The sequence below is a fragment of the Microbacterium paraoxydans genome (assembly GCF_019056515.1).
Taxonomy (GTDB): Bacteria; Actinomycetota; Actinomycetes; order Actinomycetales; family Microbacteriaceae; genus Microbacterium.
In genome coordinates this window covers 2,624,245-2,646,571 of the sequence record NZ_CP064873.1, presented here as the reverse complement: position 1 = coordinate 2,646,571, position 22,327 = coordinate 2,624,245, and the positions used below count along the sequence as shown (strand labels likewise).

Genomic DNA, 22,327 nt, shown 5'->3' with positions numbered 1-22,327 from the left:
TTAGGGTTCGGCAGGTCAGTCGGTCGTGAGGCCGTGCGCCTGGGCGACGGCGTCCAGGGTGATGCGTCCCCCCTGCACGTTGAGCCCCTTCGCGAGGGCAGCCTCGTCGGAGGCCGCCCGCTCCCAGCCCTTGGCCGCGATCGCCGAGACGTAGGGGAGGGTGGCGTTCGTCAGCGCCCGGGTCGCGGTCGTCGGAACGGCGCCCGGCATGTTCGCGACGCAGTAGTAGATCGAGTCGTGCACCGCGAAGGTCGGGTCATCGTGCGTGGTCGGACGGGAGCCCTCGAAGCAGCCGCCCTGATCGATCGCGATGTCGACGAGCACGGACCCCGGCTTCATGGCCGCGACCATGTCGTCGGTCACGAGCTTGGGGGCCGCGGCGCCGGGGATCAGGACGGATCCGATGACGAGATCCGCCGTCGTCAGCTCCTCGGCGATGTCGTACCGGCTGGAGGCGCGCGTCTCCAGAGCACCGCCGTAGCGGTGTTCGAGCTCGCGCAGGCGGGGGAGCGCCACGTCGACGACGGTGACCTTGGAGCCGAGTCCGAGCGCGTTCGCGGCGGCGTGCTCGCCCGCGACGCCGCCGCCGATCACCACGGTCTTCGCCCGCGGGGTGCCGGCGATGCCACCCAGCAGCATGCCGCGGCCGCCCTGCGAGCGCAGCAGCGAGTGGGACCCCATGATGACGGAGAGGCGGCCGGCGATCTCGCTCATCGGCACGAGCAGCGGCAGGGTGCGATCCGGCAGCTGCACGGTCTCGTAGGCGACGGCGGTCGTGCCGGCCGCGACGAGCGCCTCGGTCAGCGGGCGATCGGCCGCGAGGTGGAGGTAGGTGAAGAGCGTGAGGTCGGGACGGAGGAAGCCGTACTCCTCGGCCACGGGCTCCTTGACCTTGATGAGGAGGTCGGCCTCGCCCCACGCGTCGGCGGCGGTCGCGACGATCTCGGCACCGGCCGCGCGGTACGCGTCGTCATCGATGCTCGACCCGACGCCGGCTCCCGACTGCACGAGCACGCGGTGCCCTTCCCGCACGAGCCGATCGGCGCCGGCCGGGGTGAGGGCGACGCGGTTCTCGTTGTTCTTGACTTCGGTCGGGACGCCGATCTTCATCGATCCTCCAGGTGTCGGGGCGCAGGGTGCAGACAAGGATCGCAGAAACGTCGAGACATCGACAGATTCGATGAAGACTCTTCGGTGAAGGCTCGAATCCTGAATAATGCTTCGTATGACCACCGCCGCCGCGTCATCCGAGCCGAACAGCGTTCGGGCCCCCGCGCTCGACCCCACCGACGCGCGGATCGTACAGCTCCTCACCGCCGACGGGAGGATGACGAACGCCGAGCTGGCCGGACGACTGGGAGTCGCCCCGTCGACGGCGCACGCACGCCTGCGCGGGCTGATCGAGCGCGGGGTCATCACCGGGTTCCACGCGAGCGTCGACGAACGCGAGCTCGGCGCCGGACTCCAGGCGATCATCGGCGTCAGCCTGCGCCCGGCCGCCCGGCGGGAGAGCATCGTGGAGTTCGCGGACCGCGTGCGTGCCCTGCCGCAGGTGATCCAGGTGTTCTTCCTCGGCGGGGACGACGATTTCCTCCTGCACATCGCGGTCGCCGACTCATCGGAGATGCGCGAGTTCGTGCTCGAGCACCTGTCCGCGCAGAGCAGCGTGGCATCGACCCGCACGAGCATCGTGTTCGACTACCACCGCAACTCGGTCGCCGCGTCGTTCCACTGAGTCGGCGCGCGGCGACTCAGGTCTCGAACGAGGAGGGGACGGCGCAGTAGTCGGCGAAACGCCGGGCGGGATGGGCCGGATCGGTCACGTCGACCAGGGCGTTCGCCGCGGTGTGCGGGGGCTCGTCTCCCGCGAGTTGCCAGAGGACGTAGTTCCACATCCCGCGTACGCTCGGCGACACGATCGCGCCCGGTCCGGACACGAGGAGCACGGCGTCGCTGTCGGTGGCGCGGAACGGCCCCACGACGTCGGCGCGGAGGGCGGCCTCCTCCCCGTCGGCGGTGTGCGCGCGCTCGACGGTCTGGCCGGCGGCGGTGAGAGCGGCGGCCAGGCCATCCGCGGCCGCGCGAGAACGCTCGGCGTCGGCCCCGGCGACCGCGACCAGCCGTCGCCCCCGCGGATAGAGGTGCAGGAACTCCTCGGCGATGCTGCTCCATACGGCGCTCATGGCTCCAGGCTACGCCCGGCAGGGAGCGTGCGGGCCGGGTGGGACGAGAGGATGCCGCGGACCTCGCGGCCCGCGGCATCCCGGCATCGTCAGTCCTCGTCGACCAGGAACCGGCTGTAGGCGCCCAGGGTGAGGAACGTCGGGAACTCCTCGCGGAGGGCGACCTCGCGGAAGATCTCGGCGGCGTCGTCGAAGCGGTCGCCTTCGCGTCGCTCGACCTCGTCCAGCACCTCGCCGATCAGCCCCTCGACGTACTCGACCGTGATGGGCGTGCCGTCCTGCGTGGTGCGGTCCTGGTGGATCCACTGCCACACCTGCGAGCGGCTGATCTCCGCGGTCGCGGCATCCTCCATGAGGTTGTCGATCGCCACGGCGCCGAGCCCGCGCAGCCAGGCCTCCAGGTAGCGGATGGCCACCGAGACGTTGTCCCGCACGCCCTGCGCCGTGATCGGCCGACCGATGTGCAGGTCGAGCAGGTCGCGCGCCTCCACGTGCACGTCGTCACGCTGACGGTCGATCTGGTTCGGGCGGTCTCCGAGCACGGCGTCGAACTCGGCCTGCGCCGTCGGGATCAGGTCCGGATGGGCGACCCAGGTGCCGTCGAAGCCGTCGCCGGCCTCGCGCTTCTTGTCGGCCGACACCTTCTCGACCGCGCGTGCCGTCACCTCGGGGTCGCGGCGGTTCGGGATGAACGCGCTCATGCCGCCGATGGCGAAGGCTCCGCGCTTGTGGCACGTCTGCACGAGCAGCTCGGTGTAGGCCCGCATGAACGGCACCGTCATCGTGACCTCGCTGCGGTCGGGGAGCACGAAGCGGGCGCCGCGGCCGCGGTAGTTCTTGATGATGGAGAAGATGTAGTCCCAGCGCCCGGCGTTCAGGCCCGCGCAGTGGTCGCGCAGCTCGTACAGGATCTCGTCCATCTCGAACGCGGCGGGCAGCGTCTCGATGAGCACGGTCGCGCGGATGGTGCCGTGCGGGATGCCGATGTACTCCTCGCTGAAGGAGAACACGTCGTCCCACAGCTTGGCCTCTTCGCTGGACTCGAGCTTCGCGATGTAGAAGTACGGTCCGCGTCCGCCCTCGATCAGCGCCTGCGCGTTGTGCAGGAAGTAGAGGCCGAAGTCGACCAGCGATCCGGAAGCCGAGGTGCGGCGGCCGGCGCGGTCGATGAAGGAGAGGTGCTTCTCCGGCAGGTGCCACCCGCGCGGGCGCATCACGATGGTGGGGGTGCGCTCGGCGGTGACGCGGTACTCCTTGCCCTCGGGAGAGGTGAAGGCGAGCTCGCCGCGGATCGCGTCGCGCAGGGACAGCTGCCCCTCGATGACGTTCTTCCAGGTGGGGCTCGTGGCGTCCTCCTGGTCGGCGAGCCAGACGCGAGCCCCGGAGTTGAGGGCGTTGATCGTCATCTTCGGGTCGGTGGGTCCGGTGATCTCGACGCGGCGGTCCTCGAGCCCGGGGCCGGCGCCGGCGACCCGCCACGTGGAGTCCTGACGGATGTGCGCGGTGTCCTCGCGGAACTGGGGGTCGTGCCCGTTGCCGATCTCGAAGCGGCGACGCATCCGGTCGGCCAGCCGGTCATGGCGGCGGGAGGCGAATCGGTGGTGGAGCTCGGTGAGGAAGGCGAGCGCCTCCGGGGTGAGGATCTCGTCGTAACGGTCGCGCATGGGCCCGGCGATCTCGATCGCGGGTCCCTGTCGGGTCGTCTGCATCGGTGCGGTGGTCATGATCGTGTCCTTTGACTTGTGCCGAGCCCCCGGGTTGTCGTCGAGACCCCGGGCTCCCGGCGTGTGCGGGGCGGGGTCTCGACGAGAACCGGGGGTCTCGGGGGAGAATCAGTGGAACTGGGCGGTCTCGGTGGAGCCGGCCAGGGCGAGGGTCGCGCTGTCGGGGTTGAGCGCGGTGGAGATGACGTCGAAGTAACCGGTGCCCGCCTCGCGCTGGTGCTTGGTGGCGGTGTAGCCGCCGGCCTCGGCGGCGAACTCGGCTTCCTGCAGCTCGACGTAGGCGCTCATGGCGCGCTCGGCGTAACCGCGGGCGAGGTCGAACATGGAGTGGTTCAGGGCGTGGAACCCGGCCAGGGTGATGAACTGGAACTTGTAGCCCAGGTCTGCCAGCTCCTGCTGGAACGTCGCGATCTCGGCGTCCGACAGGTGGCGCTTCCAGTTGAAGCTCGGCGAGCAGTTGTAGGCCAGGAGCTTACCGGGGAACTGTGCGTGGATCGCCGCGGCGAACTCCCGGGCCAGCGCGATGTCCGGCTCCCCGGTCTCGACCCAGAGCAGGTCGGCATAGGGGGCGAACGCGAGGCCGCGGCTGATGACCGACTCGATGCCCGGGCGGATCCGGTAGAAGCCCTCGGACGTGCGCTCGCCGGTGGTGAACTCCCGGTCGCGCTCGTCGACGTCGCTCGTGAGCAGATCGGCGGCGAGGGCGTCGGTGCGGGCGATGATGACGGTCGGCACGCCGGCGACGTCCGCCGCGAGACGGGCCGCGTTCAGCGTGCGGATGTGCTGCTGCGTGGGCACGAGCACCTTCCCGCCGAGGTGGCCGCACTTCTTCTCGCTCGCCAGCTGGTCCTCCCAGTGGATGGCCGCGGCGCCGGCCTGGATGAGGGACTGCGCGAGCTCGTAGGCGTTCAGCGGTCCGCCGAATCCGGCCTCGGCGTCGGCGACGATGGGCGCGAGCCAGTCCTGCGTGATCTCACCCTCGGCGTGCTCGAGCTGGTCCTGCCGGAGCAGGGCGTTGTTGATGCGGCGCACGACCGCCGGGACCGAGTTCGCGGGGTAGAGCGACTGATCGGGGTAGGTCTGTCCGGCGAGGTTGCCGTCCGCGGCGACCTGCCAGCCGGAGAGGTAGATGGCCTTCAGCCCGGCGCGCACCTGCTGCACGGCCTGGCCTCCGGTGTAGGCGCCGAGAGCCCGGATGTAGTCCTCCGTGTGCAGGAGGTTCCAGAGGTTCTCCGCCCCGCGGTGGGCGAGGGTGGCGTCCTCGCGGACCGAGCCGCGGATGCGGATGACGTCCTCCGCGGAGTAGGTGCGCTCGACGCCGTCCCACCGCGGGTCGGTGTCCCAGATCTCCTGAAGCTCCGCGGCCGTCTGGACCTGGTCTCCGGCGCGCAGGCCGGCGGGGCGCGGGGTGGGGGTCGCTGCGGTGTTCGTCATGGTGTCTCCTCGGATGGGAATCGGCGTCGGTGCCGATGGCGTGCCTCCACTCTGTGTGAAGTTTCCCGCTCTCCCTCGCCGAATCGAGGAGAAGTTTGCGCGATTTTCTGTTTTCGTGACAGACTCAGCGCTCACGCCCCGCTCGCCCGGCCTGGCGAGATCAAAAAGGATCCCGGCACGGCCTCGCGCGGAGCGTTCCCGATCCCGCACCGACGCGGACGGCGGGCTGAGAGGAGCCGACATGGACGACACCGCGGAAGACACCGACGCCCTCACCGTCGGCCGACGCATCCGCCAGCTGCGCACAGCACGGGGCCTGACGCTCGAGGAGCTCGCCGCCGCGGTCGATCGGGCGCCGAGCCAGCTGTCGATGATCGAGACGGGCAAGCGCGAGCCGAAGCTCACGCAGTTGCAGGCCATCGCCCGCGCGCTCGGGGTGACCATCGACGCGCTGCTTTCCGGGGAGCCGCTCGACGAGCGCAGCGCGATCGAGATCGCCCTGGAGCGCGCGATGAAGGGGCAGACGTTCCAGGCGCTGGGCATCGCGCCGTTCCGCATCGCCAAGAGCGTGCCCACGGAGGCCCTGAAGGCGCTGCTCGCCCTGCAGGGTGAGATCGACCGGCTGAAGGACGAGCGCGCCGCGACGCCCGAGGAGGCCCGGCGTGCCAACGTGGAGCTCCGACATTTGATGCGCCGCCAGGACAACCACTTCGCCGACCTCGAGGCGAAGGCGGCCGAGATCCTCGCGGCCGTCGGCCATCCCGGCGGACCGCTGACCCAGCGCACCGCGTCCGAGATCGCGGCGCACCTCGGCTTCACCCTCCACTACGCGCCCGATCTGCCGCAGACCACCCGCAGCGTCGCCGACCTCGCCAACGGCCGGCTGTACCTGTCGAGCAGCGTGCCGGCGAAGGGCGATGCGCGCACCGCGGTGCTGCAGGCGCTGTCGAGCCGCATCCTGGGGCACGCCGAGCCGCGCAGCTACGCCGAATTCCTCCGTCAGCGGGTGGAGACGAACTACCTCACCGGCGCGCTGCTGATGCCGGAGGCCGACGTCGTCCCCGCCCTGAAGGACGCGAAGCAGCGGCGCGCGATCTCCATCGAAGACCTCCGGGATGCGTACTCGGTGTCGTACGAGACGGCGGCGCACCGGTTCACGAACCTCGCCACGCGGCACCTCGACATCCCCGTCCACTTCCTCAAGGTGCACGAGTCGGGCACGATCACCAAGGCGTACGAGAACGACGACGTGAACTTCCCGACCGACCGCCTCGGCGCCATCGAGGGGCAGATGTGCTGTCGCCGGTGGACCTCCCGGGTGGTCTTCGACGAGGATGACCGCTTCAACCCGTACTATCAGTACACCGACACCGGCAACGGCACCTACTGGTGCACCGCCCGCGTGGAGGCGTCGAGCGAGGGCCTGCACTCGGTGAGCGTGGGGGTACGGTTCGACGACACGAGGTGGTTCGTGGGCAGGGACACCCCGCACCGCGGCGTCTCGAAGCACTCGGTCGAGGTGTGCTGCCGTCGGGCTCCCGCCGACCTGGAGGAGCGGTGGCGCGAGAACTCCTGGCCCAACGTGAAGACCCCGCGCACGCTGCTGGCGACTCTGCCCACGGGAGCCTTCCCGGGCGTGGACACCACCGACGTGTACGAGTTCCTGGAGTCCCACGCGCCCCGGTGATCCCACTCGGTACGCTCGGTCGATGAGCAGTGCTGTCTTCCCCGGTCCCTTCGGCCCGATGCCCGAGGCGGGTGCTGCCGCGATCCTGTGGATGCCCCCGCAGCCGGACGCTCCGGGGCCGGTCCGCTTCGTCGACGGCTTCGAGCCCTTCGCCGAGTTCGCGCGGGGCCAGGGGGCCGACTCCGCAGTGCTCGCCGTCGATCTCGGGGCGACGTGGGACTTCGTCGCCGGTCATCCTGAGGTGCTCGAGAGCGAGACGCTGGCCACGGCGGCGGCGCGGTTCGTGGGGAACGTCATCGCGGTCGTGCACCCCGCCGCGACATGGCGGATGACGAGCGAGCCGGAGATCGGGACCCACACCCTCTCGATCCCGGTCACGGGTCTCGTGCAGGGGATGGTGCAGCAGCCCGACCAGCGGGATGCGTTCCTGCAGATGCTCGCGTCGTGGGACCAGGACGACATCGACGACGAGGAGATGAGGGCGCTGTCCGCGGAGGATTCCGCTCCCGCGGTCGTCGTCCCGGCGCGCGCGTACGTCCGGCCTGCTCTCCCGCTGCTGGACTTCCATGACGAGAACGGCGAGGTCATCCGCTACGGACACCGCTGGCCCGACGGCATCGCGCCGGAGGAGTCGTACTCCCGGGAGTCCCACCCGGAGCGCTTCGCACCGCTCTCCCTCGTGGTCGACGCGCTCGTCGAGCACCTTTCCCGCGAGTACGAGGTCGATGTGCGGCGAGAGTCGGGGGAGGACGGGACGGAGCGCATCGTGCTCGAACCGGCGCGCGGTGCGCAGATCGCGATCACGCCGGCCGTTCCCTCCGTCTGCGTCGAGGCCGGCGCCCTCTTCCACGCGATCGTGCCGTCGTGCATCTGCGATGCGTGCGATGAGACCGCCGAGACCGCGGCGGACGAGCTGGAGCGGATCGTGCTGTCGATCGCCGCTGGCGGCTTCCGGGAGAAGTACCCCGTCGGTCACCGTGCGTGGCTGTATACGGAGGTCCGGTCACCGGACGGCGAGCGGCGGGAGAGCAGCTCAGGCCCCGCCCCGGAGGCGCCCGCGGAGGCGCGAGAGCGCGCGGCCGTCCTGCTGCGCGGGCTCGACGACGGCTGGTGGCCCGCCTGGCCCCTCCGCTCGACCCCCGCCTGACCCCGCGCCACCCCGGCCCACCTCCGCCCCGCCTGCACGACGGTGTTCCGCGTGCACGACCCGAGGGGCGGGTGAATCGTGCATCCGTCGCCGGATCGTGCAGGAGAAGTTAGTTTGATCTTGCTTAGTCAAGATTGACTATGTTACTTTCATCGAGCCATCAATGACGAACGGCCGAGAAGGGACCCTCATGGCTACTTCCTCTGCGGAAACCCGATTCCGCACCACTGCCACCCTGACGTGCGTTCTCGCCGCCACGCTGACGCTCGGAGCATGCTCCTCGCCGGCGCCCGGCGGCGATACCGCTGCCACGAGCGCGGGCGGCAGCGACGCCTGCCAGCGCAACCAGGATGCCGGCACCATCACCTACATCTCCGGCTACGGCTACTCCGCCAGCGCCGGGCAGCTCGACGTGTTCCTGGCGAAGGAGCTGGGCTACTTCGACGACCTCTGCCTCGACGTGGAGATCAACGCCTCCGGCGCGAACGGGCAGCAGCTCGTCGCCTCGGGGCAGGCGCAGTTCACCGCGCTCGGCTCCGCCTCCGACGTGATGCTCGCCGCGGCGAACAGCAAGAACCTCACCGCGGTCGCGACGTACGGCACGACCCCGCCGTTCTCGATCTTCGGCAATGAGAAGCTCACCGACCTCACCGACCTCGAAGGCGGCTCGCTGGGGTACTTCATCAACCTCACGCCCATCGCCTCGGCCATGCTCGACGAGGCCGGCGTCGACGTCTCGAAGGTCGAGATGGTGAAGATGACCAACTACGACCCGACCGTCGTCGTGCGCGAGCAGGTCGACGCGATCGTCGGCTACGCCTCCAACCAGCCGCAGACCCTCAAGGCGCAGGACCTCCCGTTCAGCGAGTTCCTGCCCGCCGACCTCGGCGTCGAGGGCACGTACAACGTCATGGAGGTGAACTCGCGCTTCCTCGACGAGCACCGCGAGGTCGCGGCCGACTTCATGCGCGCGAGCCTCAAGGCCCTGCAGTTCTGCCTCGACGAGGCGGACGAGTGCATCGACATGCTGGCGGCCCTCGCGGAGGAGAACGGTCAGGGCGCGGCGTTCCCGCGCGATCAGCTCGCCCGCACGTGGGAGGTCGAGTCGGCCTGGGTGCGCGAGAGCGCGGGCGGCAACCCCGGCGTGCAGACGGCAGACATGTGGCAGCCGGAGTACGAGATCGTGCAGGAGTACGGCGATGTCAAGGACCTCCCCGCCATCGCCGACATGATGGACCCGGATCTCGTGGCCGACCTGTACGACGGCGACACCCTCATCTGGGCGGAGAAGTGATGACCGCGGCACAGGGGGCGGGCGTCGAGGTCAGGAACGTCTCGAAGGCCTTCGGCGTCGACGGAGCCCAGGTGACCGTGCTCGACGACGTGAGCCTCACGATCGGCATGGGCGAGTTCGTGTCGGTGATCGGCCCCAGCGGATGCGGCAAGTCCACGCTGCTCAAGGTGGTCGCCGGACTCCTCGACGCCGACTCCGGCACCGTCACGATCGACGGCGAGAGCGTCACGGCGGCCTCCCGCGACAAGAAGATCGGTCTCGTCCCGCAGTCCCCGGCGCTGCTGCCGTGGAAGACGGTCCGCGAGAACGTCGAGCTCCCCGTGCGGATCAACCGCGGGGCCAACGGCGACCGCGCCCTCCGTGACCCGGCCGAGCTGCTGTCGACGTTCGGTCTCGGCCATGCGTTGAAGAAGTACCCCGGGCAGCTCTCCGGCGGCATGCAGCAGCGCGCCGCGATCGCCAGGGCCTTCGTGTTCGATCCGGCCATCATGCTGATGGACGAGCCGTTCTCGGCCCTCGACGAGATGAACCGCGACCTGCAGCGCATCGCCCTGCTGGACTTCTGGCAGTCGAACCGCAAGGCCGTGATGTTCGTGACGCACTCGGTGCCGGAGGCGATCATGCTGTCCGACCGCATCGTGGTCATGGCCGCCCACCCCGGACGCATCGCCGAGGTGATCGATGTGAACCTCCCGCGGCCGCGGACCGAGGAGGCGTACGCGACGGACGAGTTCCGCGACCTGGAGGCAGTCGTGCGCGGTGCGCTGCGCGCGCAGACGGAGAAGGCCCATGTCTGAGCTGACGATGAGAGACACCACCGCGACCCTCGCCACCGCCCGGCTGAAGGCGCAGCCCCGACGCGGCATCCCCGGGTGGCTCCGCTGGGGTTCCTGGGTCCCGACCCTGATCACGTTCGTGATCGCGGCCCTGCTCTGGCAGATCGTGGCGTGGACCAACCCGTACGTCCTCCCGACGCTGGAGGCCATCGGCGCCAGCCTCGTCGAGGACGCCGGCATGTACTGGTCCAACTTCCTCGTGACGCTGCTCGAGGTCGTCGTCGGAGCCTCCGCCGGCATCCTCGCGGGCTTCCTCCTGGCGGTCGTGATGGCCGAGTTCCAGATCATCGAGCGCGCCGTCATGCCGTTGGTCATCATCGTGATGGTGACGCCGATCGTCGCGATCGCTCCGGCGCTCGTCGTCGCCTTCGGGTTCGGCATGGTGCCGAAGTTCATCGTCACCGGCCTCGTGGTGTTCTTCCCGATGCTCGTGAACTCGCTCGCGGGCCTCCGCGACGTGGACCAGAAGGCGCTCGACGTGTTCACGACGCTGCACGCCTCGCGGTGGGAGATCTTCCGCGAGCTGCGGTTCCCCGGCAGCATGCCGTACGTGTTCGCCGGTCTGCGGATCGCTCTGCCCCTCGCCGTGGTCGGCGCGGCCGTGGCCGAGTTCGTCGCGGCAGGGCAGCAGGCCGGTCTCGGCTCCCTCGTCACCACCTCGGCTGCGCAGGCGAACCTGCCCGTGACCTGGGCGAGCATCGCCCTGCTCTGTCTGCTCGGGGTGCTCCTCATCGTGCTTCTCGCGGTCGTGCGCCGGCGCGTCCTGTGGTGGAGCGACGGCGAGGTCACCGCGAAGGGCTGAGCTCACCACCCCCCCGGTCCCGGGGGCGCGACCCCTGCGCCCCCGGGTTCCCCCGGCGTGCCCGGAAACTCCGAACGACACCATCCCCCACTCCCAGGAAGGCATCCGCCATGACCGCTCAGCACCCCGTGAAGACCCTGCGGCTCGGACTCTTCGAGAACGCCCAGGCCAACGACTCCGGCACCGCGACCTGGCGCCACCCCGACAACCGGCGCTACCTGTTCGACAAGCTCGACTACTGGCGCGACACCGCGCGCCTGGTCGAGGACGCGGGCTTCGACTTCCTCTTCCTCGCCGATGCGTGGGGCTGGGCCGACGTCGCCGGCGAGCGCCCGGACATCTGCTCGGTCGAGGGCCTGGACCTGCCGCGGCTCGACCCGGCGATCATCCTCGCCGCGCTCATCCCGGAGACCACCCGCCTCGGCCTCGTCGCCACCGGGTCGACCCTGCTCGAGCCTCCCTACTCCTTCGCCCGGCGCCTGGCCACCCTCGACATCCTGTCCGGCGGCCGGATCGGCTGGAACGTCGTCACCACCGGCACCGCCGACACCGCGGTGCAGGGCTTCGGTGTGCCGATGGTCGGGCACGACGAGCGCTACCTGATGGCGGACGACTTCATGCAGGTCGTCTACAAGCTGTGGGAGGAGGCCTGGGAGGAGGGGGCGCTGGAGCGCGACAAGGCGGGCCGTTTCGCCGACCCGGCCAAGGTGCACCGCATCGCGCACGACGGGCCCTACTTCCGCTCGCACGGCTACGGCAACACGCAGCGCTCGCCGCAGGGCACGCCGGTGCTGTTCCAGGCCGGGGCGTCGCCCGCCGGCCGCGAGTTCGGCGGCAGGCACGGCGAGGCGATCTTCGTGGGGAGCGGCTCGGTCGAGCAGCTCCGTGCGCACTCCTCGGCGATCCGTGAGGAGGCGGTGAAGAACGGCCGTGGCGCGCACGAGGTGAAGATCATGTCGGCGTTCGCCGCGGTCGTCGGAAGCACCGAGGAGGAGGCGCGCCGCACGTACGCGGAGGTCGCCGACGCGCAGAACCCCCAGGTCACCGTGGCGTCCTACGCCTGGTTCACCGGGCTCGACCTGTCGTCGTACGACCCGAGCACCCCGATGTCCGAGCTCAGCACCGAGCTCTCGCAGACGCAGGTCGCCCGCTTCGCCGACAAGACGGTGGGCGACGTGCTGGGCGACTGGCACGCGCACGGGGTCGGCGCCCGGCCCATCGTGGGCACGCCGGAGCAGGTGGCGGACCGGATGATGGAGCTCGCCGACGGCGCCGATCTCGACGGCTTCCTCTTCGCCCCGGTGATCCCGCCGGCCTCGACCGCCGACTTCATCGAGCACGTGCTGCCGATCCTCAAAGAGCGCGGGGCGATCAGCGACCCCGCCGCCGAGCCGGAGTCGCTGCGGGAACGGCTGATGGGCACCCCGACGCCCGCGCTCGCCGAGTCCCACGTGGGTTCGTCGTTCCGGCGGACGATGGCCCGTGTCTGAGACCCTCGCCGGCGTCGCCGTCGTGGGGAGCGCGAACCTCGATCTCGTGGTCGAGGTCTCGCGCCCACCCCGCGTCGGAGAGACGCTGCTCGGTCGTGCCGGGGGACGCTTCCCCGGTGGCAAGGGCCTCAATCAGGCCGTCGCGGCGGCGCGCACGGGAGCCTCGACGCGGTTCTGCGGTGTCGTCGGAGCGGACGAGGCGGGGGCCGTGCTGGAGGCGGCGCTGACGGAGGCGGGCGTGGACGCCGTGCTCCGCCGCTCCGCGTCCGCGCCGACCGGGGTCGCGCATGTGCTGGCCTTCGACGACGGCGACAACAGCATCCTCGTGGCGGCGGGGGCGAACGGCGAGCTCACTCCGGAGGACGCCGTGGCCGGGATCGCCGGAGCGGCTGTGGTGCTCGCTCAACTCGAGGTGCCGTTCGCCGCGGTCGCCGCCGCCCTCGTGGCCGCCCGGGGTGCGGGGGTGCGCACGATCCTCAACGCCGCCCCCGCGCACGAGGCGGCGGTCGCGCTGCTGCCGGAGGTGGACGTGCTGGTCGTGAACGAGACCGAGTGCGCGGAGCTCGGCGGCGTCGAGCGGCTCCTCAGGGCGGGTGCCGGAGCTGTCGTGCTCACGGAGGGGGCCGCGGGGGTGACGCTGCATCGGCTGGGACAGCCCGGTGCGCACGTAGCGGCCTTCCGCATCGACGCCGTCGATACGACGGGGGCCGGGGACGCCTTCTGCGGTGCCCTCGCCGCCGGCCTCGCCCAGGGCCAGGACATCGAGCACGCTCTCGTGCGCGCCTGTGCCGCGGGGGCGATCGTCGCCCGGCACCGCGGGGCGACCACTCCGGCGCTGTCCGTGGCGGCCCTGGAGGCTCTGGTGGCCGGGCGCTGAGTCGCGTGCGCCCTGCGTGCGCCTTCCGGGGTCAGCGCGGGGGAGCGGGTTCCGCCTCCGTCGTCTCCGCCGTCTCGCCGGCGAACGTGTACGCCCCGGCGCGCAGCCGCTCCAGCAGTGCCAGGAGCCACTGCTTCTCGGCCGTGAGCCGGGCGGTGGAGAGGTCGAAGATCTCGCGGACGTACTCCGGGGTCGTCTCCGAGCGCAGCGTGTCCTGCACGTCGAAGCCGTTCTGCGTGATGATGGCATCGCTCTTGATGAGGCGGTGCTCGAGGCCGGCGATGACCTCCTGCCGGCTGAGCACGAACATGAACGAGGCCACGGTCATGATCGCCTGCGTGTCGAATGCCGCGACGTTCCACAGGTTCTCGCGCAGCATGCGCTGCAGCTCCACCTCGCCGGCCGGGGTGATGCGGTAGGTGGTGCGCGCCGGGCGCTTGCCCTCGGTCTCGGTGCCGCTCTCCGCCACGTAGCCGTCGACCTCGAGTGCGCGGAGGGCGTTGTAGATCGAACCGGGCTGGATGTGCGCCCATTCGTCGACGTGCCAGGTCATGAGCTCGCGGCGGAGGAAGTAGCCGTGAACGGGCTGGAACTGCTTGACAGCGCCGAGGACGACGAGGCGGGTGGTCGACATGTGCTTCATGCTAACGGCTCGGTGTCGCGAAACCTGTTGTTTGCATGGTCAAAAATGCATATGATTCAAACTAGTCAAAGTTGACTAACGAAAGGACTTCGTGATGACCACTGCCGTGACCGACGCCCTGCCGCGGGACCGCGCTCTCCGTCGCGCCTTCTCCGTCTATCCGACCGGTGTGGTCGCGCTCGCCGCGCACGTCGACGATCGAGCCGTCGGCATGGCGGTCAACTCCTTCACCTCGATCTCACTGGAACCCGCCCTCGTCGCGGTGAGTGCCGCCCGCACCTCGAAGACCTGGCCGGTGCTCCGAGCCGTCCCGGAGCTGGGGATGAGCGTCCTCGCGGCGCACCACGAGCCGCTCAGCCGCTCGCTGTCCGCGCGCGAAGGGGACCGGTTCGGCGGCCATGCCTGGCATCGCTCGGAGGGCGGGGCCGTGTTGATCGACGACGCCGCGCTCTGGCTCACCTGCCGCCTGCACAGCACGTTCGACGGCGGCGACCACGAGATCGCGCTCTACGAGATCCAGGACGTGACGCTCTTCGACGACGTCGAGCCGCTCGTGTTCCACCAGAGCCGCTACCGCGCGATCTCGCCCGCCGCAGACGTGTGACCGGACCGGCGCTCCCGGTGCTCTCCGGCCTCGTCGTCCCCGGCGACGGCCGCGGGCGACTGCTCGGCTTCCCGACCGCGAACCTCGCCCTGCCCGAGCGGCTGCTGCCCGACGACGGCATCTACGCGGCCTGGGCGCGGCTGCCCGATGACGACCGGCGGTGGGAGGCGACGGCGAGCGTCGGGGCCAACCCGACGTTCTGCGGCGACCGGGCGCGGCGACTCGAGGTGCACCTGCACGACGTCGACCGCGACCTCTACGGACAGCGGCTGTCGGTTGAGCTCGTCGCGCTGCTCCGGTCGACCCTCCGTTTCGATGGGGTCGAGGAGCTCGTCGCTCGCACCGCCGCGGATGTCGCCGCCTCCCGGCGGCTCCTCGCCCGCTGACACCGATCCGACTCCGGTTTCGTGGTTCGAGTTCCGGGTTCCGGCGGCACGATCCCGGTCCGGGTGCACGACTCATCGGGCCGATCCGTCGTGCATACGCGGCGAGGTCGTGCAGGTGTCGCGGGAGAGGTGGGCACCGATGGGGCCGGGTCGGTCGCGGCAGATTCTGCTGACCGACACGACCCCGGACCCCGTCTTGGGCCGACCGGTTCCGGCGGCACGATCCCGGTCCGGGTGCACGACTCATCGGGGCGATCCGTCGTGCATACGTGGCGAGGTCGTGCAAGCGTCGCGGGGGAGAGGGGAGAGGCCGGGACGGAAGGGGCCGGGTCAGTCGCGGGCGGTCTGCAGGAGGGCCCACACCTCGGCCCGGGCGGGGAAGGTCGTCAGGTCGACCCCGAGGAGGGCGCCGGCATGGGAAACCCGGGAGCGGAGGGTGTGCCTGTGGATGCCCAGGGCGGCCGCGGCCTGCTCGGCTCGCGCATCGTGGTCGAGCCAGGTGCGCAGCGCGTGTTCGAGCGCGGTGCCGTGGGCGGCGTCGTGTTCCCGGAGCGGGGCGAGCCGCGACTCCGCGACGAGCCGGGCCTCATCCGTGGCCAGAGCGGTGAGCAGGCTCGACCCGACCGTGTCGGCGTACCGGACGGCGCCGCTCGTGCCGGGCTGACGGAGCGCGACGAGCGCCTGCGCGTGCGCCCGGGAGAAGGCGTCGTACCCCTCCGGAGCGGAGACGCCGACGCGGGCGGTGAAGCGGGCGGCCACATCGTCGAGAAGCGGCTCCTCGGTCGCGGAGATGCAGATGACGACGCCGTCCTCGGAATCGGCGAGGAACGCGGGAGTGCCGTGGTCGAGGCGCCGGCGCTCCCACCAGTCGAGGAGCGGCTCCGCCGGCGCGTCTCCCGTCACGGCGACCACCACGGGGGCGGGCGGGAGGCTCCCGAGCACCCGGCGCGCGAGACCGGGGTCGTCGCCCAGGAGCGAGCGCAGCAGCTGCGTGTGCAGGCGGCGACGGCCGCGGGTGAGCTGCTCGCTCTGCTCCCGCGCGAGTCCGGCCATCGCGATGACCGACGTGACGACGGCCCTGGCCTCCTGGTCGAGGGCGTCGGCCTCCACGGCGAGGACGCCGCGCAGGTGCCCGCCCCGGCCCACCGTGAAGAGCATGAAGGTGTGCGCCTCGAGGGTGAGGGACTGCCCCGCCTCGAGTCCGCGGTCGAGGATCTCCTGGACCCGCGTCCCGAGCTCTTCCCGGACAGTCGTCGAGAACGCATCGCGGGGGTGGGCGACGAGCAGGTCGCCCGCCGCGTCGAACATGCCGGCCCAGGCGCCGAGACGACGGCCGAGCTCGGTGACGATGGCGTCCAGCCCCCGCGGTCGGAGCGCGGCGAGGGCCAGGGCGCGCTGGGTGTCGAGCGCCCAGGTGCGCCGGGCGTAGGCCTGCGCCGCGATCGCCTCGGAGTGCGCGCGGGCCACGGCGATGAACGGCGTGCGGTACGGCACCTCGAACAGCGGAATGCCCTGGTCGGCGCACGCCGCGATCAACTCCTCCGGCGTTCCCGAGCGATGCACGTCGGTGCCGAACCCGAGCCCCAGCACCCCGCGCTCGGCGAGGCGCACGACGTAGGGCGGGATGGCGTCCGCGTCGTCGAACTGGGTACCCGTGGTCAGGAGCACCAGGTCTTCCGCGAGGAAGGGCGTCGGGTCCGCGAGATCCGAGCTGTGCACCCAGCGCAGCGGCCGGTCGAGTGCGCCGTCCGGCAGGTCGGTGGCGGCGGAGACGAGGCGCAGGTCCAGATCACGGCGCCGCAGCAGGGCGGACAGCGTGGGCGGATCGGTGGGGGCCATGCGATCTCCGGTTGTACGAGACGGCGAAATCAATTCTCCGATTGTACGACCCGGCGAATGCGTGCGTCTCCGCTGCCGCCGTACGCTCGCGACATGGCTCTCCTCGACACCGCAGCACCCGCAGTCCCCCTCGGCGGCCCCGACCTCCCGCAGGAGCGTCGCCTCGTCACGGAACTCCCCGGCCCGCGGTCGGCCGAGGTCCTCGCCCGCAAGGCGGACGCGGTCGCCGCCGGCGTCGGACACACCGTGCCCGTCGCCGCCGTCGCGGCCGGGGGAGGGGTGGTCGTCGACGCCGACGGCAACTCGCTCATCGACCTCGGCTCCGGCATCGCGGTGACCACGGTGGGCAACGCGCACCCCAAGGTCGCCGCGGCCGTCGCCGCGCAGGCCGCGCAGTTCACGCACACCTGCTTCATGATCTCGCCGTACGAGTCGTACGTCGGCGTCGCCGAGGCGCTCAACCGCGTCACCCCCGGAGACTTCGCCAAGAAGAGCGCCCTGTTCAACTCCGGCGCCGAGGCCGTCGAGAACGCGATCAAGATCGCCCGCAAGCACACCGGACGCCAGGCCGTCGTCGCGTTCGACCACGGCTACCACGGCCGGACGAACCTCACCATGGCGCTGACCGCGAAGTCGATGCCCTACAAGAGCGGCTTCGGCCCGTTCGCCCCCGAGGTCTACCGCGCGCCGATGTCCTACCCGTTCCGCGACGGACTCGAGGGCGGCGAGGCCGCGGCCCGCGTGATCCTCCAGCTCGAGAAGCAGATCGGCGCCGACAACCTCGCGGCCGTCATCATCGAGCCCATCCAGGGCGAGGGGGGCTTCATCGTCCCCGCCGACGGCTTCCTCCCCGCGATCGTCGACTGGTGCCGCGCGAACGGCGTCGTCTTCATCGCCGACGAGGTGCAGACCGGCTTCGCCCGCACGGGGCACATGTTCGCCAGCGAGATCTTCGGCATCGAGCCCGACCTCATCACCACCGCCAAGGGCATCGCGGGCGGGCTGCCGCTCGCGGCCGTGACCGGTCGCGCCGAGATCATGGACGCCTCGCACTCCGGCGGCCTCGGCGGCACCTACGGCGGCAACCCGATCGCCTGTGCCGCGGCGCTGGCTGCGATCGACGTGTTCGAGAACGACGGCGTCATCGAGCGGGCCCGCGAGATCGGCGAGATCCTCATCGGCCGCCTCACCGCCCTCCAGGCCGAGGACGCCCGCATCGGCGACGTCCGCGGTCACGGCGCGATGGTCGCGGCCGAGTTCGTGGACCCGGAGACCAAGGCTCCGGACGCCGCGCTCACGGCCGCCGTGGCCAAGGCGTGCATCGCTCAGGGCGTCATCGTCCTCACCTGCGGCACGTACGGCAACGTCATCCGCTTCCTCCCGCCGCTGTCCATCGGCGACGAGCTGCTGAACGAGGGCCTCGACGTCGTGGCCGAGGCGCTCGCTGGCGCCTGACACACTGTCCGGTCGCGTCCCCGGATCGGGGGATTTCGGGACGCGACCGGTACTTCTTCCCCCGCATCCCCCGACGACGAAGGAGTTGCAGATGGCTGAGATCACCCGCGACGTGCTGATCGTGGGCGCCGGAGCCGCAGGGCTCACGGCGGCCAACGACCTGCGGAAGGCCGGACTGTCGGTCGCCGTGCTGGAGGCCCGCGACCGCGTGGGCGGCCGGCTGTGGACCGACGTGATCGACGGCGCCATGCTGGAGATCGGCGGCCAGTGGGTCTCGCCCGACCAGGACGCCCTCAAGGACACGATCGAGGAGCTGGGGCTCGAGACCTACAGCCGGTACCGCGAGGGTGACAGCGTCTACGTCGGCCCGGACGGGAAGGCCCATCGCTTCACGGGCGAGATGTTCCCGGTGTCGGCGGAGACCGAGGCCGTGATCGCCCGTATCACCGGCATCCTCGACGCCCTCGTCGCCGAGATCGACCCGGACCGCCCGTGGGAGCACCCGAACGCGGCCGAGTGGGACTCCATCTCCTGGGACGCCTGGCTGCGCTCGCAGACCGACGACGACGAGGCGGTGCGCAACCTCGCCTTCGCGACCGGCTCGGCGATGCTGACCAAGCCGACCCACGCCTTCTCGCTGCTGCAGTCGCTGCTCATGGCCGCCTCGGCCGGCTCCTACTCGAACCTCGTCGACGCCGACTTCATCCTCGACAAGCGCGTCGTCGGCGGTCTGCAGCAGGTGCCGCTGCGCCTCGCCGAGCGCCTGGGCGACGACGTGCTGCTGAACCAGCCCGTCCGCAGCCTGGAGTGGTCGGATGACGGGGTCGTGGCGACCACCGACGACCTCACGGTCCGGGCGCGGTACGCGATCCTCGCGCACGCCCCCATCCTCTACAACCGCATCTCCTTCGTCCCGCCGCTGCCGCGTCGCCAGCACCAGCTGCACCAGCACCTGTCGATGGGCTTCGTCATCAAGGTGCACGCGGTCTACGACCGCCCGTTCTGGCGCGAGCAGGGCCTGAGCGGTACGGCGTTCAGCCCGTACGAGCTCTCGCACGAGGCGTACGACAACACCAACCACGGCGACGAGCGCGGCACCCTGGTCGGCTTCGTGTCCGACGCGAACGCCGACGGCGTGTTCGAGCTGTCGGCCGAGGAGCGCAAGGAGCGCATCCTCGAGTCGCTCTCGCACTACTACGGTCCCGAGGCCAAGAACCCCATCGTCTACTACGAGAGCGACTGGGGCAGCGAGGAGTGGACCCGCGGCGCGTACGCCGCGAGCTTCGACCTCGGCGGACTGCACCGCTACGGCGCCGACCTGCGCACGCCGGTCGGACCGATCCACTTCGCCTGCAGCGACATGGCCGGAGCGGGGTACCAGCACGTCGACGGGGCGATCCGCATGGGCCACCTCGTCGCGGCGAACATCGTCGACGCCCGTCGCGAGACCGGCGCTCCCGAGAGCATCGGCTGATGACCGGCTCGGTCGTCGTCGGCTACACGGCGACGGATGCGGGGGCCGACGCGGCGGCGCTGGGCGCGCGACTGGCGCGCAGCATCGGGGCGACCCTGCACCTCGTGATCGTGCTGCCGACCGAGGGCACCCGGAGCGCCGCCGTACCGCCGGAGCGCGCCTACGAGGACGTCATCCGGAAGCAGGCCCGGAGCTGGCTGCAGGACGCGGTCGTGCGCCTGCCGCAGGAGCTCGTGCGCAGCGGCCACGTGCGCTTTTCGGAGTCGTTCGCCGAGGGCCTCATCGCCGCCGGTGAGGAGTTCGACGCCAGCGTCATCGTGATCGGCACGGCCGGCGGGGGCCTCTTCGGTCGGCACCGCCTGGGCAGCGTGGCATCGGAGCTGCTGCACTCCTCGCCGATCCCGGTGGCTCTCGCGCCGTCCGGTCTCGCGCAGCAGGACGACCACGTGCTCCCGCGCGTCACCGTCGCCGTCGGCACCCGTCCCGGCGCGGAGGGCGTGCTCGACCAGGCCGTGGCCCTCGCCGGCGCCGCCGAGGTGAGCCTGCGCCTGGTGTCCCTCGTGCCGTTCGACGTGCCGCCGGGGCTCGACACGGGCGCCATCCGCCTCGCCGGCAGCGAGCACGCGCACAAGGTGCTGGCCGTGGCCGCCGAGCGGCTGCCGGACGGTCTCGGTGCCGTCGTCGAGGAGGCCCCCGGCGAGACGGTGGAGGACGCCGTCGCCGGGCTCTCCTGGCTCCCCGGTGAGGTCGTGCTCGTCGGCTCCAGCCGGCTGGCGCAGCCGCGCCGACTCTTCCTGGGCTCCACGGCGGCGAAGATGCTGCACGAGCTGCCCGTCCCCATGATCGTCGTCCCGCGTACCCGCGATGAAGCAGGAGACCGCTGATGAGCAGCACCAACCGGGCGACGGAGCCCGCATCCGGCGTCACGACCGGAATCTCGACGAAGGGCCTGAGCGCCGGCACCGTCGGCCTGATCGGCGCCGTCGTGATCGGCATCTCGTGCATCGCCCCCGCCTACACCTTCACGGCCGCCGTCGGCCCCACCGCATCCGAGGTCGGCGCGCAGATCCCGGCAATCATCCTCGTCGGCTTCATCCCGATGCTCCTCGTGGCCTTCGGCTACCGCGAGCTCAACAACCGCATGCCCGACTCCGGTACGTCCTTCACCTGGGCCGCCAGGGCGTTCGGACCGTGGGTGGGCTGGATGGCCGGCTGGGGCCTCGTGGTCGCCACGATCCTCGTGCTCTCCAACCTCGCCGGCGTCGCGGTCGACTTCTTGTTCCTGCTGCTGTCGCAGATCACGGGCAATCCGGAGATCGCTGATCTCGCCGGCGTGACCTGGATCAACATCGGCGTCTGCCTGCTCTTCATGCTCGGCGCGACGTGGGTGTCGTACCGCGACATGCAGACCACGCAGAAGCTGCAGTACTGGCTGGTCGGATTCCAGATCCTCGTGCTCGTGTTCTTCGCGGTCGCCGCGATCGTGCAGGCCGTGGGCGGCAATGGCTTCGACTACCAGCCGTTCGACCTCAACTGGTTCAACCCGTTCGCGATCTCGTCGTTCAGCGCCGTCGCCGCGGGTCTGTCGCTGTCGATCTTCATCTTCTGGGGCTGGGACGTCACCCTCACCATGAACGAGGAGACGAAGGACCCGGAGAAGACCCCGGGTCGCGCGGCGACCGTCACGGTGCTCACGATCGTCTCGCTGTACCTGCTCCTCGCCGTCGCGATGATCATGTTCGCGGGCGTCGGCACCGGAGAGCTCGGCCTCGGCAACGGCGACATCCAGGAGAACGTGTTCTTCCACCTCTCCGGACCGATCCTCGGTCCGCTCGCGTTCCTCGTCTCCCTCGCGGTGCTCACGAGCTCGGCGTCGTCGCTGCAGTCGACGTTCGTCGGTCCGGCCCGTACCCTGCTCGCGATGGGCCACTACGGTGCGCTCCCGAAGTCGTTCGCGAAGGTGAGCCCGCGGTTCTTCACCCCGGGCTACGCTACGATCGTGTCGGCCATCGTGGCCTCCGCGTTCTACGCCGTGATGCGCGTGGTCAGCGAGGACACGCTGTGGGACACGATCCTCACGCTCGGCATGATGATCTGCTTCTACTACGGGATCACCGCGTTCGCCTGCGTCTGGTACTTCCGCAAGCAGTGGTTCGACTCGGCGCGGAACGTCTTCTTCACCTTCCTGTTCCCGCTGGTGGGCGGCATCATCCTGGCGATCCTGTTCTTCACCACGCTGATCGACTCCATGGACCCTGCTTACGGCTCCGGGTCGGAGATCGGCGGCATCGGGATCGTCTTCATCCTCGGCATCCTCATCATCGTCGTCGGCATCGCCGTGATGATCTGGAACGCCATCCGCCGCCCCGCCTTCTTCCGCGGTGAGACGCTGGGTATGGACGCTCCGCCCAGCCGCCGCCGTCGTCCCACGTCCGTCTGAAAGAGAGAGAAT

The 22,327-nt window shown here is 70.8% G+C and carries 20 protein-coding genes; 14 read left to right on the top strand and 6 right to left on the bottom strand.

Translation table 11 applies throughout. The features are described from left to right. Positions 1-15: 15 nt before the first annotated feature. Complete coding sequence (ald, locus tag IZR02_RS12910) at positions 16-1,110, bottom strand: alanine dehydrogenase (RefSeq protein WP_062765147.1); 1,095 nt, start codon at positions 1,108-1,110, stop codon at positions 16-18. A 106-nt stretch (positions 1,111-1,216) separates the two neighbouring features. Between ald and IZR02_RS12905 the strand changes: the two genes are divergently transcribed. Then, entirely contained in the window at positions 1,217-1,735 is a 519-nt protein-coding gene (locus IZR02_RS12905; protein ID WP_029989076.1) for an Lrp/AsnC family transcriptional regulator, read from the top strand. A 16-nt stretch (positions 1,736-1,751) separates the two neighbouring features. Here the strand turns inward: IZR02_RS12905 and IZR02_RS12900 are convergent, their stop codons facing one another. From IZR02_RS12900 to aceA, 3 genes are all read right to left on the bottom strand, one after another. Continuing rightward, positions 1,752-2,183, bottom strand: coding sequence for a hypothetical protein (locus IZR02_RS12900; protein WP_062765144.1), 432 nt, complete (start codon positions 2,181-2,183; stop codon positions 1,752-1,754). An 89-nt stretch (positions 2,184-2,272) separates the two neighbouring features. Continuing rightward, a complete protein-coding gene (gene aceB, locus IZR02_RS12895) occupies positions 2,273-3,907 on the bottom strand; it encodes a malate synthase A (protein WP_062765140.1) in 1,635 nt (544 codons plus the stop codon). A gap of 108 nt (positions 3,908-4,015) precedes the next feature. After that, positions 4,016-5,341, bottom strand: coding sequence for an isocitrate lyase (aceA, locus tag IZR02_RS12890; protein WP_062765136.1), 1,326 nt, complete (start codon positions 5,339-5,341; stop codon positions 4,016-4,018). Between the two features lie 241 nt (positions 5,342-5,582). On the opposite strand from aceA, the gene IZR02_RS12885 reads away from it, so the two are divergent. The 7 genes from IZR02_RS12885 (at position 5,583) to IZR02_RS12855 (ending at position 13,474) form a co-directional block, all read left to right on the top strand. Beyond that, positions 5,583-7,028: a helix-turn-helix transcriptional regulator gene (locus IZR02_RS12885; RefSeq protein WP_217316495.1), complete on the top strand. Its 1,446-nt coding sequence runs from the start codon at positions 5,583-5,585 to the stop codon at positions 7,026-7,028. A 22-nt stretch (positions 7,029-7,050) separates the two neighbouring features. Further along, positions 7,051-8,175 carry a DUF6226 family protein gene (locus IZR02_RS12880; RefSeq protein WP_217316494.1) on the top strand — a complete coding sequence of 375 codons (1,125 nt, stop codon included), beginning with the start codon at positions 7,051-7,053 and terminating at the stop codon, positions 8,173-8,175. Between the two features lie 190 nt (positions 8,176-8,365). Next, on the top strand, positions 8,366-9,469 hold the full coding sequence (locus tag IZR02_RS12875; protein WP_254385362.1) for an ABC transporter substrate-binding protein: 1,104 nt from the start codon (positions 8,366-8,368) through the stop codon (positions 9,467-9,469). Continuing rightward, positions 9,469-10,266, top strand: a complete 798-nt coding sequence (locus IZR02_RS12870) for an ABC transporter ATP-binding protein (protein ID WP_029989074.1) — start codon at positions 9,469-9,471, stop codon at positions 10,264-10,266. Before IZR02_RS12875 ends, IZR02_RS12870 begins: the two co-directional genes overlap by 1 nt. Then, the gene (locus tag IZR02_RS12865) at positions 10,259-11,107 is read left to right on the top strand and encodes an ABC transporter permease (protein WP_062765124.1); all 849 of its coding nucleotides are present in this window, start codon (positions 10,259-10,261) and stop codon (positions 11,105-11,107) included. The genes IZR02_RS12870 and IZR02_RS12865 overlap by 8 nt, the downstream gene beginning before the upstream one ends. Positions 11,108-11,217: 110 nt before the next feature. After that, a complete protein-coding gene (locus IZR02_RS12860) occupies positions 11,218-12,597 on the top strand; it encodes an NtaA/DmoA family FMN-dependent monooxygenase (protein WP_062765121.1) in 1,380 nt (459 codons plus the stop codon). After that, positions 12,590-13,474 carry a ribokinase gene (locus tag IZR02_RS12855; RefSeq protein WP_217316492.1) on the top strand — a complete coding sequence of 295 codons (885 nt, stop codon included), beginning with the start codon at positions 12,590-12,592 and terminating at the stop codon, positions 13,472-13,474. Before IZR02_RS12860 ends, IZR02_RS12855 begins: the two co-directional genes overlap by 8 nt. Before the next feature lie 31 nt (positions 13,475-13,505). Here IZR02_RS12855 and IZR02_RS12850 read toward each other — a convergent pair whose 3' ends face one another. After that, positions 13,506-14,108 carry a PadR family transcriptional regulator gene (locus IZR02_RS12850; RefSeq protein WP_085606337.1) on the bottom strand — a complete coding sequence of 201 codons (603 nt, stop codon included), beginning with the start codon at positions 14,106-14,108 and terminating at the stop codon, positions 13,506-13,508. Positions 14,109-14,211: 103 nt separating this feature from the next. On the opposite strand from IZR02_RS12850, the gene IZR02_RS12845 reads away from it, so the two are divergent. Together IZR02_RS12845 and IZR02_RS12840 are read left to right on the top strand one after the other, a co-directional pair. Further along, positions 14,212-14,721, top strand: a complete 510-nt coding sequence (locus IZR02_RS12845; protein ID WP_060923367.1) for a flavin reductase family protein — start codon at positions 14,212-14,214, stop codon at positions 14,719-14,721. Continuing rightward, positions 14,718-15,107 carry a riboflavin kinase gene (locus IZR02_RS12840; RefSeq protein ID WP_062765112.1) on the top strand — a complete coding sequence of 130 codons (390 nt, stop codon included), beginning with the start codon at positions 14,718-14,720 and terminating at the stop codon, positions 15,105-15,107. Before IZR02_RS12845 ends, IZR02_RS12840 begins: the two co-directional genes overlap by 4 nt. A gap of 330 nt (positions 15,108-15,437) precedes the next feature. Here IZR02_RS12840 and IZR02_RS12835 read toward each other — a convergent pair whose 3' ends face one another. Further along, positions 15,438-16,946 carry a PucR family transcriptional regulator gene (locus tag IZR02_RS12835; protein WP_217316491.1) on the bottom strand — a complete coding sequence of 503 codons (1,509 nt, stop codon included), beginning with the start codon at positions 16,944-16,946 and terminating at the stop codon, positions 15,438-15,440. Between the two features lie 93 nt (positions 16,947-17,039). Between IZR02_RS12835 and gabT the strand changes: the two genes are divergently transcribed. From gabT to IZR02_RS12815, 4 genes are all read left to right on the top strand, one after another. After that, entirely contained in the window at positions 17,040-18,401 is a 1,362-nt protein-coding gene (gene gabT / locus IZR02_RS12830; RefSeq protein ID WP_062633027.1) for a 4-aminobutyrate--2-oxoglutarate transaminase, read from the top strand. A 91-nt stretch (positions 18,402-18,492) separates the two neighbouring features. Continuing rightward, complete coding sequence (locus tag IZR02_RS12825; protein ID WP_062765104.1) at positions 18,493-19,875, top strand: flavin monoamine oxidase family protein; 1,383 nt, start codon at positions 18,493-18,495, stop codon at positions 19,873-19,875. Next, complete coding sequence (locus IZR02_RS12820) at positions 19,875-20,759, top strand: universal stress protein (protein ID WP_062765100.1); 885 nt, start codon at positions 19,875-19,877, stop codon at positions 20,757-20,759. Before IZR02_RS12825 ends, IZR02_RS12820 begins: the two co-directional genes overlap by 1 nt. After that, positions 20,759-22,315, top strand: a complete 1,557-nt coding sequence (locus tag IZR02_RS12815) for an APC family permease (RefSeq protein ID WP_062765097.1) — start codon at positions 20,759-20,761, stop codon at positions 22,313-22,315. The genes IZR02_RS12820 and IZR02_RS12815 overlap by 1 nt, the downstream gene beginning before the upstream one ends. The last annotated feature ends 12 nt before the right edge of the window (positions 22,316-22,327 follow it).

Excerpts from the sequence above, each read along its gene's own strand:
- IZR02_RS12835 (WP_217316491.1), bottom strand. The coding sequence starts at position 16,946 with ATGGCCCCCACCGATCCGCCCACGCTGTCCGCCCTGCTGCGGCGCCGT.
- gabT (WP_062633027.1), top strand. The coding sequence starts at position 17,040 with ATGGCTCTCCTCGACACCGCAGCACCCGCAGTCCCCCTCGGCGGCCCC.
- IZR02_RS12825 (WP_062765104.1), top strand. The coding sequence starts at position 18,493 with ATGGCTGAGATCACCCGCGACGTGCTGATCGTGGGCGCCGGAGCCGCA.
- IZR02_RS12815 (WP_062765097.1), top strand. The coding sequence starts at position 20,759 with ATGAGCAGCACCAACCGGGCGACGGAGCCCGCATCCGGCGTCACGACC.
- IZR02_RS12905 (WP_029989076.1), top strand. The coding sequence starts at position 1,217 with ATGCTTCGTATGACCACCGCCGCCGCGTCATCCGAGCCGAACAGCGTT.
- IZR02_RS12900 (WP_062765144.1), bottom strand. The coding sequence starts at position 2,183 with ATGAGCGCCGTATGGAGCAGCATCGCCGAGGAGTTCCTGCACCTCTAT.
- aceB (WP_062765140.1), bottom strand. The coding sequence starts at position 3,907 with ATGACCACCGCACCGATGCAGACGACCCGACAGGGACCCGCGATCGAG.
- IZR02_RS12850 (WP_085606337.1), bottom strand. The coding sequence starts at position 14,108 with ATGTCGACCACCCGCCTCGTCGTCCTCGGCGCTGTCAAGCAGTTCCAG.
- IZR02_RS12865 (WP_062765124.1), top strand. The coding sequence starts at position 10,259 with ATGTCTGAGCTGACGATGAGAGACACCACCGCGACCCTCGCCACCGCC.
- IZR02_RS12870 (WP_029989074.1), top strand. The coding sequence starts at position 9,469 with ATGACCGCGGCACAGGGGGCGGGCGTCGAGGTCAGGAACGTCTCGAAG.
- IZR02_RS12875 (WP_254385362.1), top strand. The coding sequence starts at position 8,366 with ATGGCTACTTCCTCTGCGGAAACCCGATTCCGCACCACTGCCACCCTG.
- IZR02_RS12885 (WP_217316495.1), top strand. The coding sequence starts at position 5,583 with ATGGACGACACCGCGGAAGACACCGACGCCCTCACCGTCGGCCGACGC.
- IZR02_RS12880 (WP_217316494.1), top strand. The coding sequence starts at position 7,051 with ATGAGCAGTGCTGTCTTCCCCGGTCCCTTCGGCCCGATGCCCGAGGCG.
- IZR02_RS12845 (WP_060923367.1), top strand. The coding sequence starts at position 14,212 with ATGACCACTGCCGTGACCGACGCCCTGCCGCGGGACCGCGCTCTCCGT.
- IZR02_RS12860 (WP_062765121.1), top strand. The coding sequence starts at position 11,218 with ATGACCGCTCAGCACCCCGTGAAGACCCTGCGGCTCGGACTCTTCGAG.
- IZR02_RS12820 (WP_062765100.1), top strand. The coding sequence starts at position 19,875 with ATGACCGGCTCGGTCGTCGTCGGCTACACGGCGACGGATGCGGGGGCC.
- ald (WP_062765147.1), bottom strand. The coding sequence starts at position 1,110 with ATGAAGATCGGCGTCCCGACCGAAGTCAAGAACAACGAGAACCGCGTC.
- aceA (WP_062765136.1), bottom strand. The coding sequence starts at position 5,341 with ATGACGAACACCGCAGCGACCCCCACCCCGCGCCCCGCCGGCCTGCGC.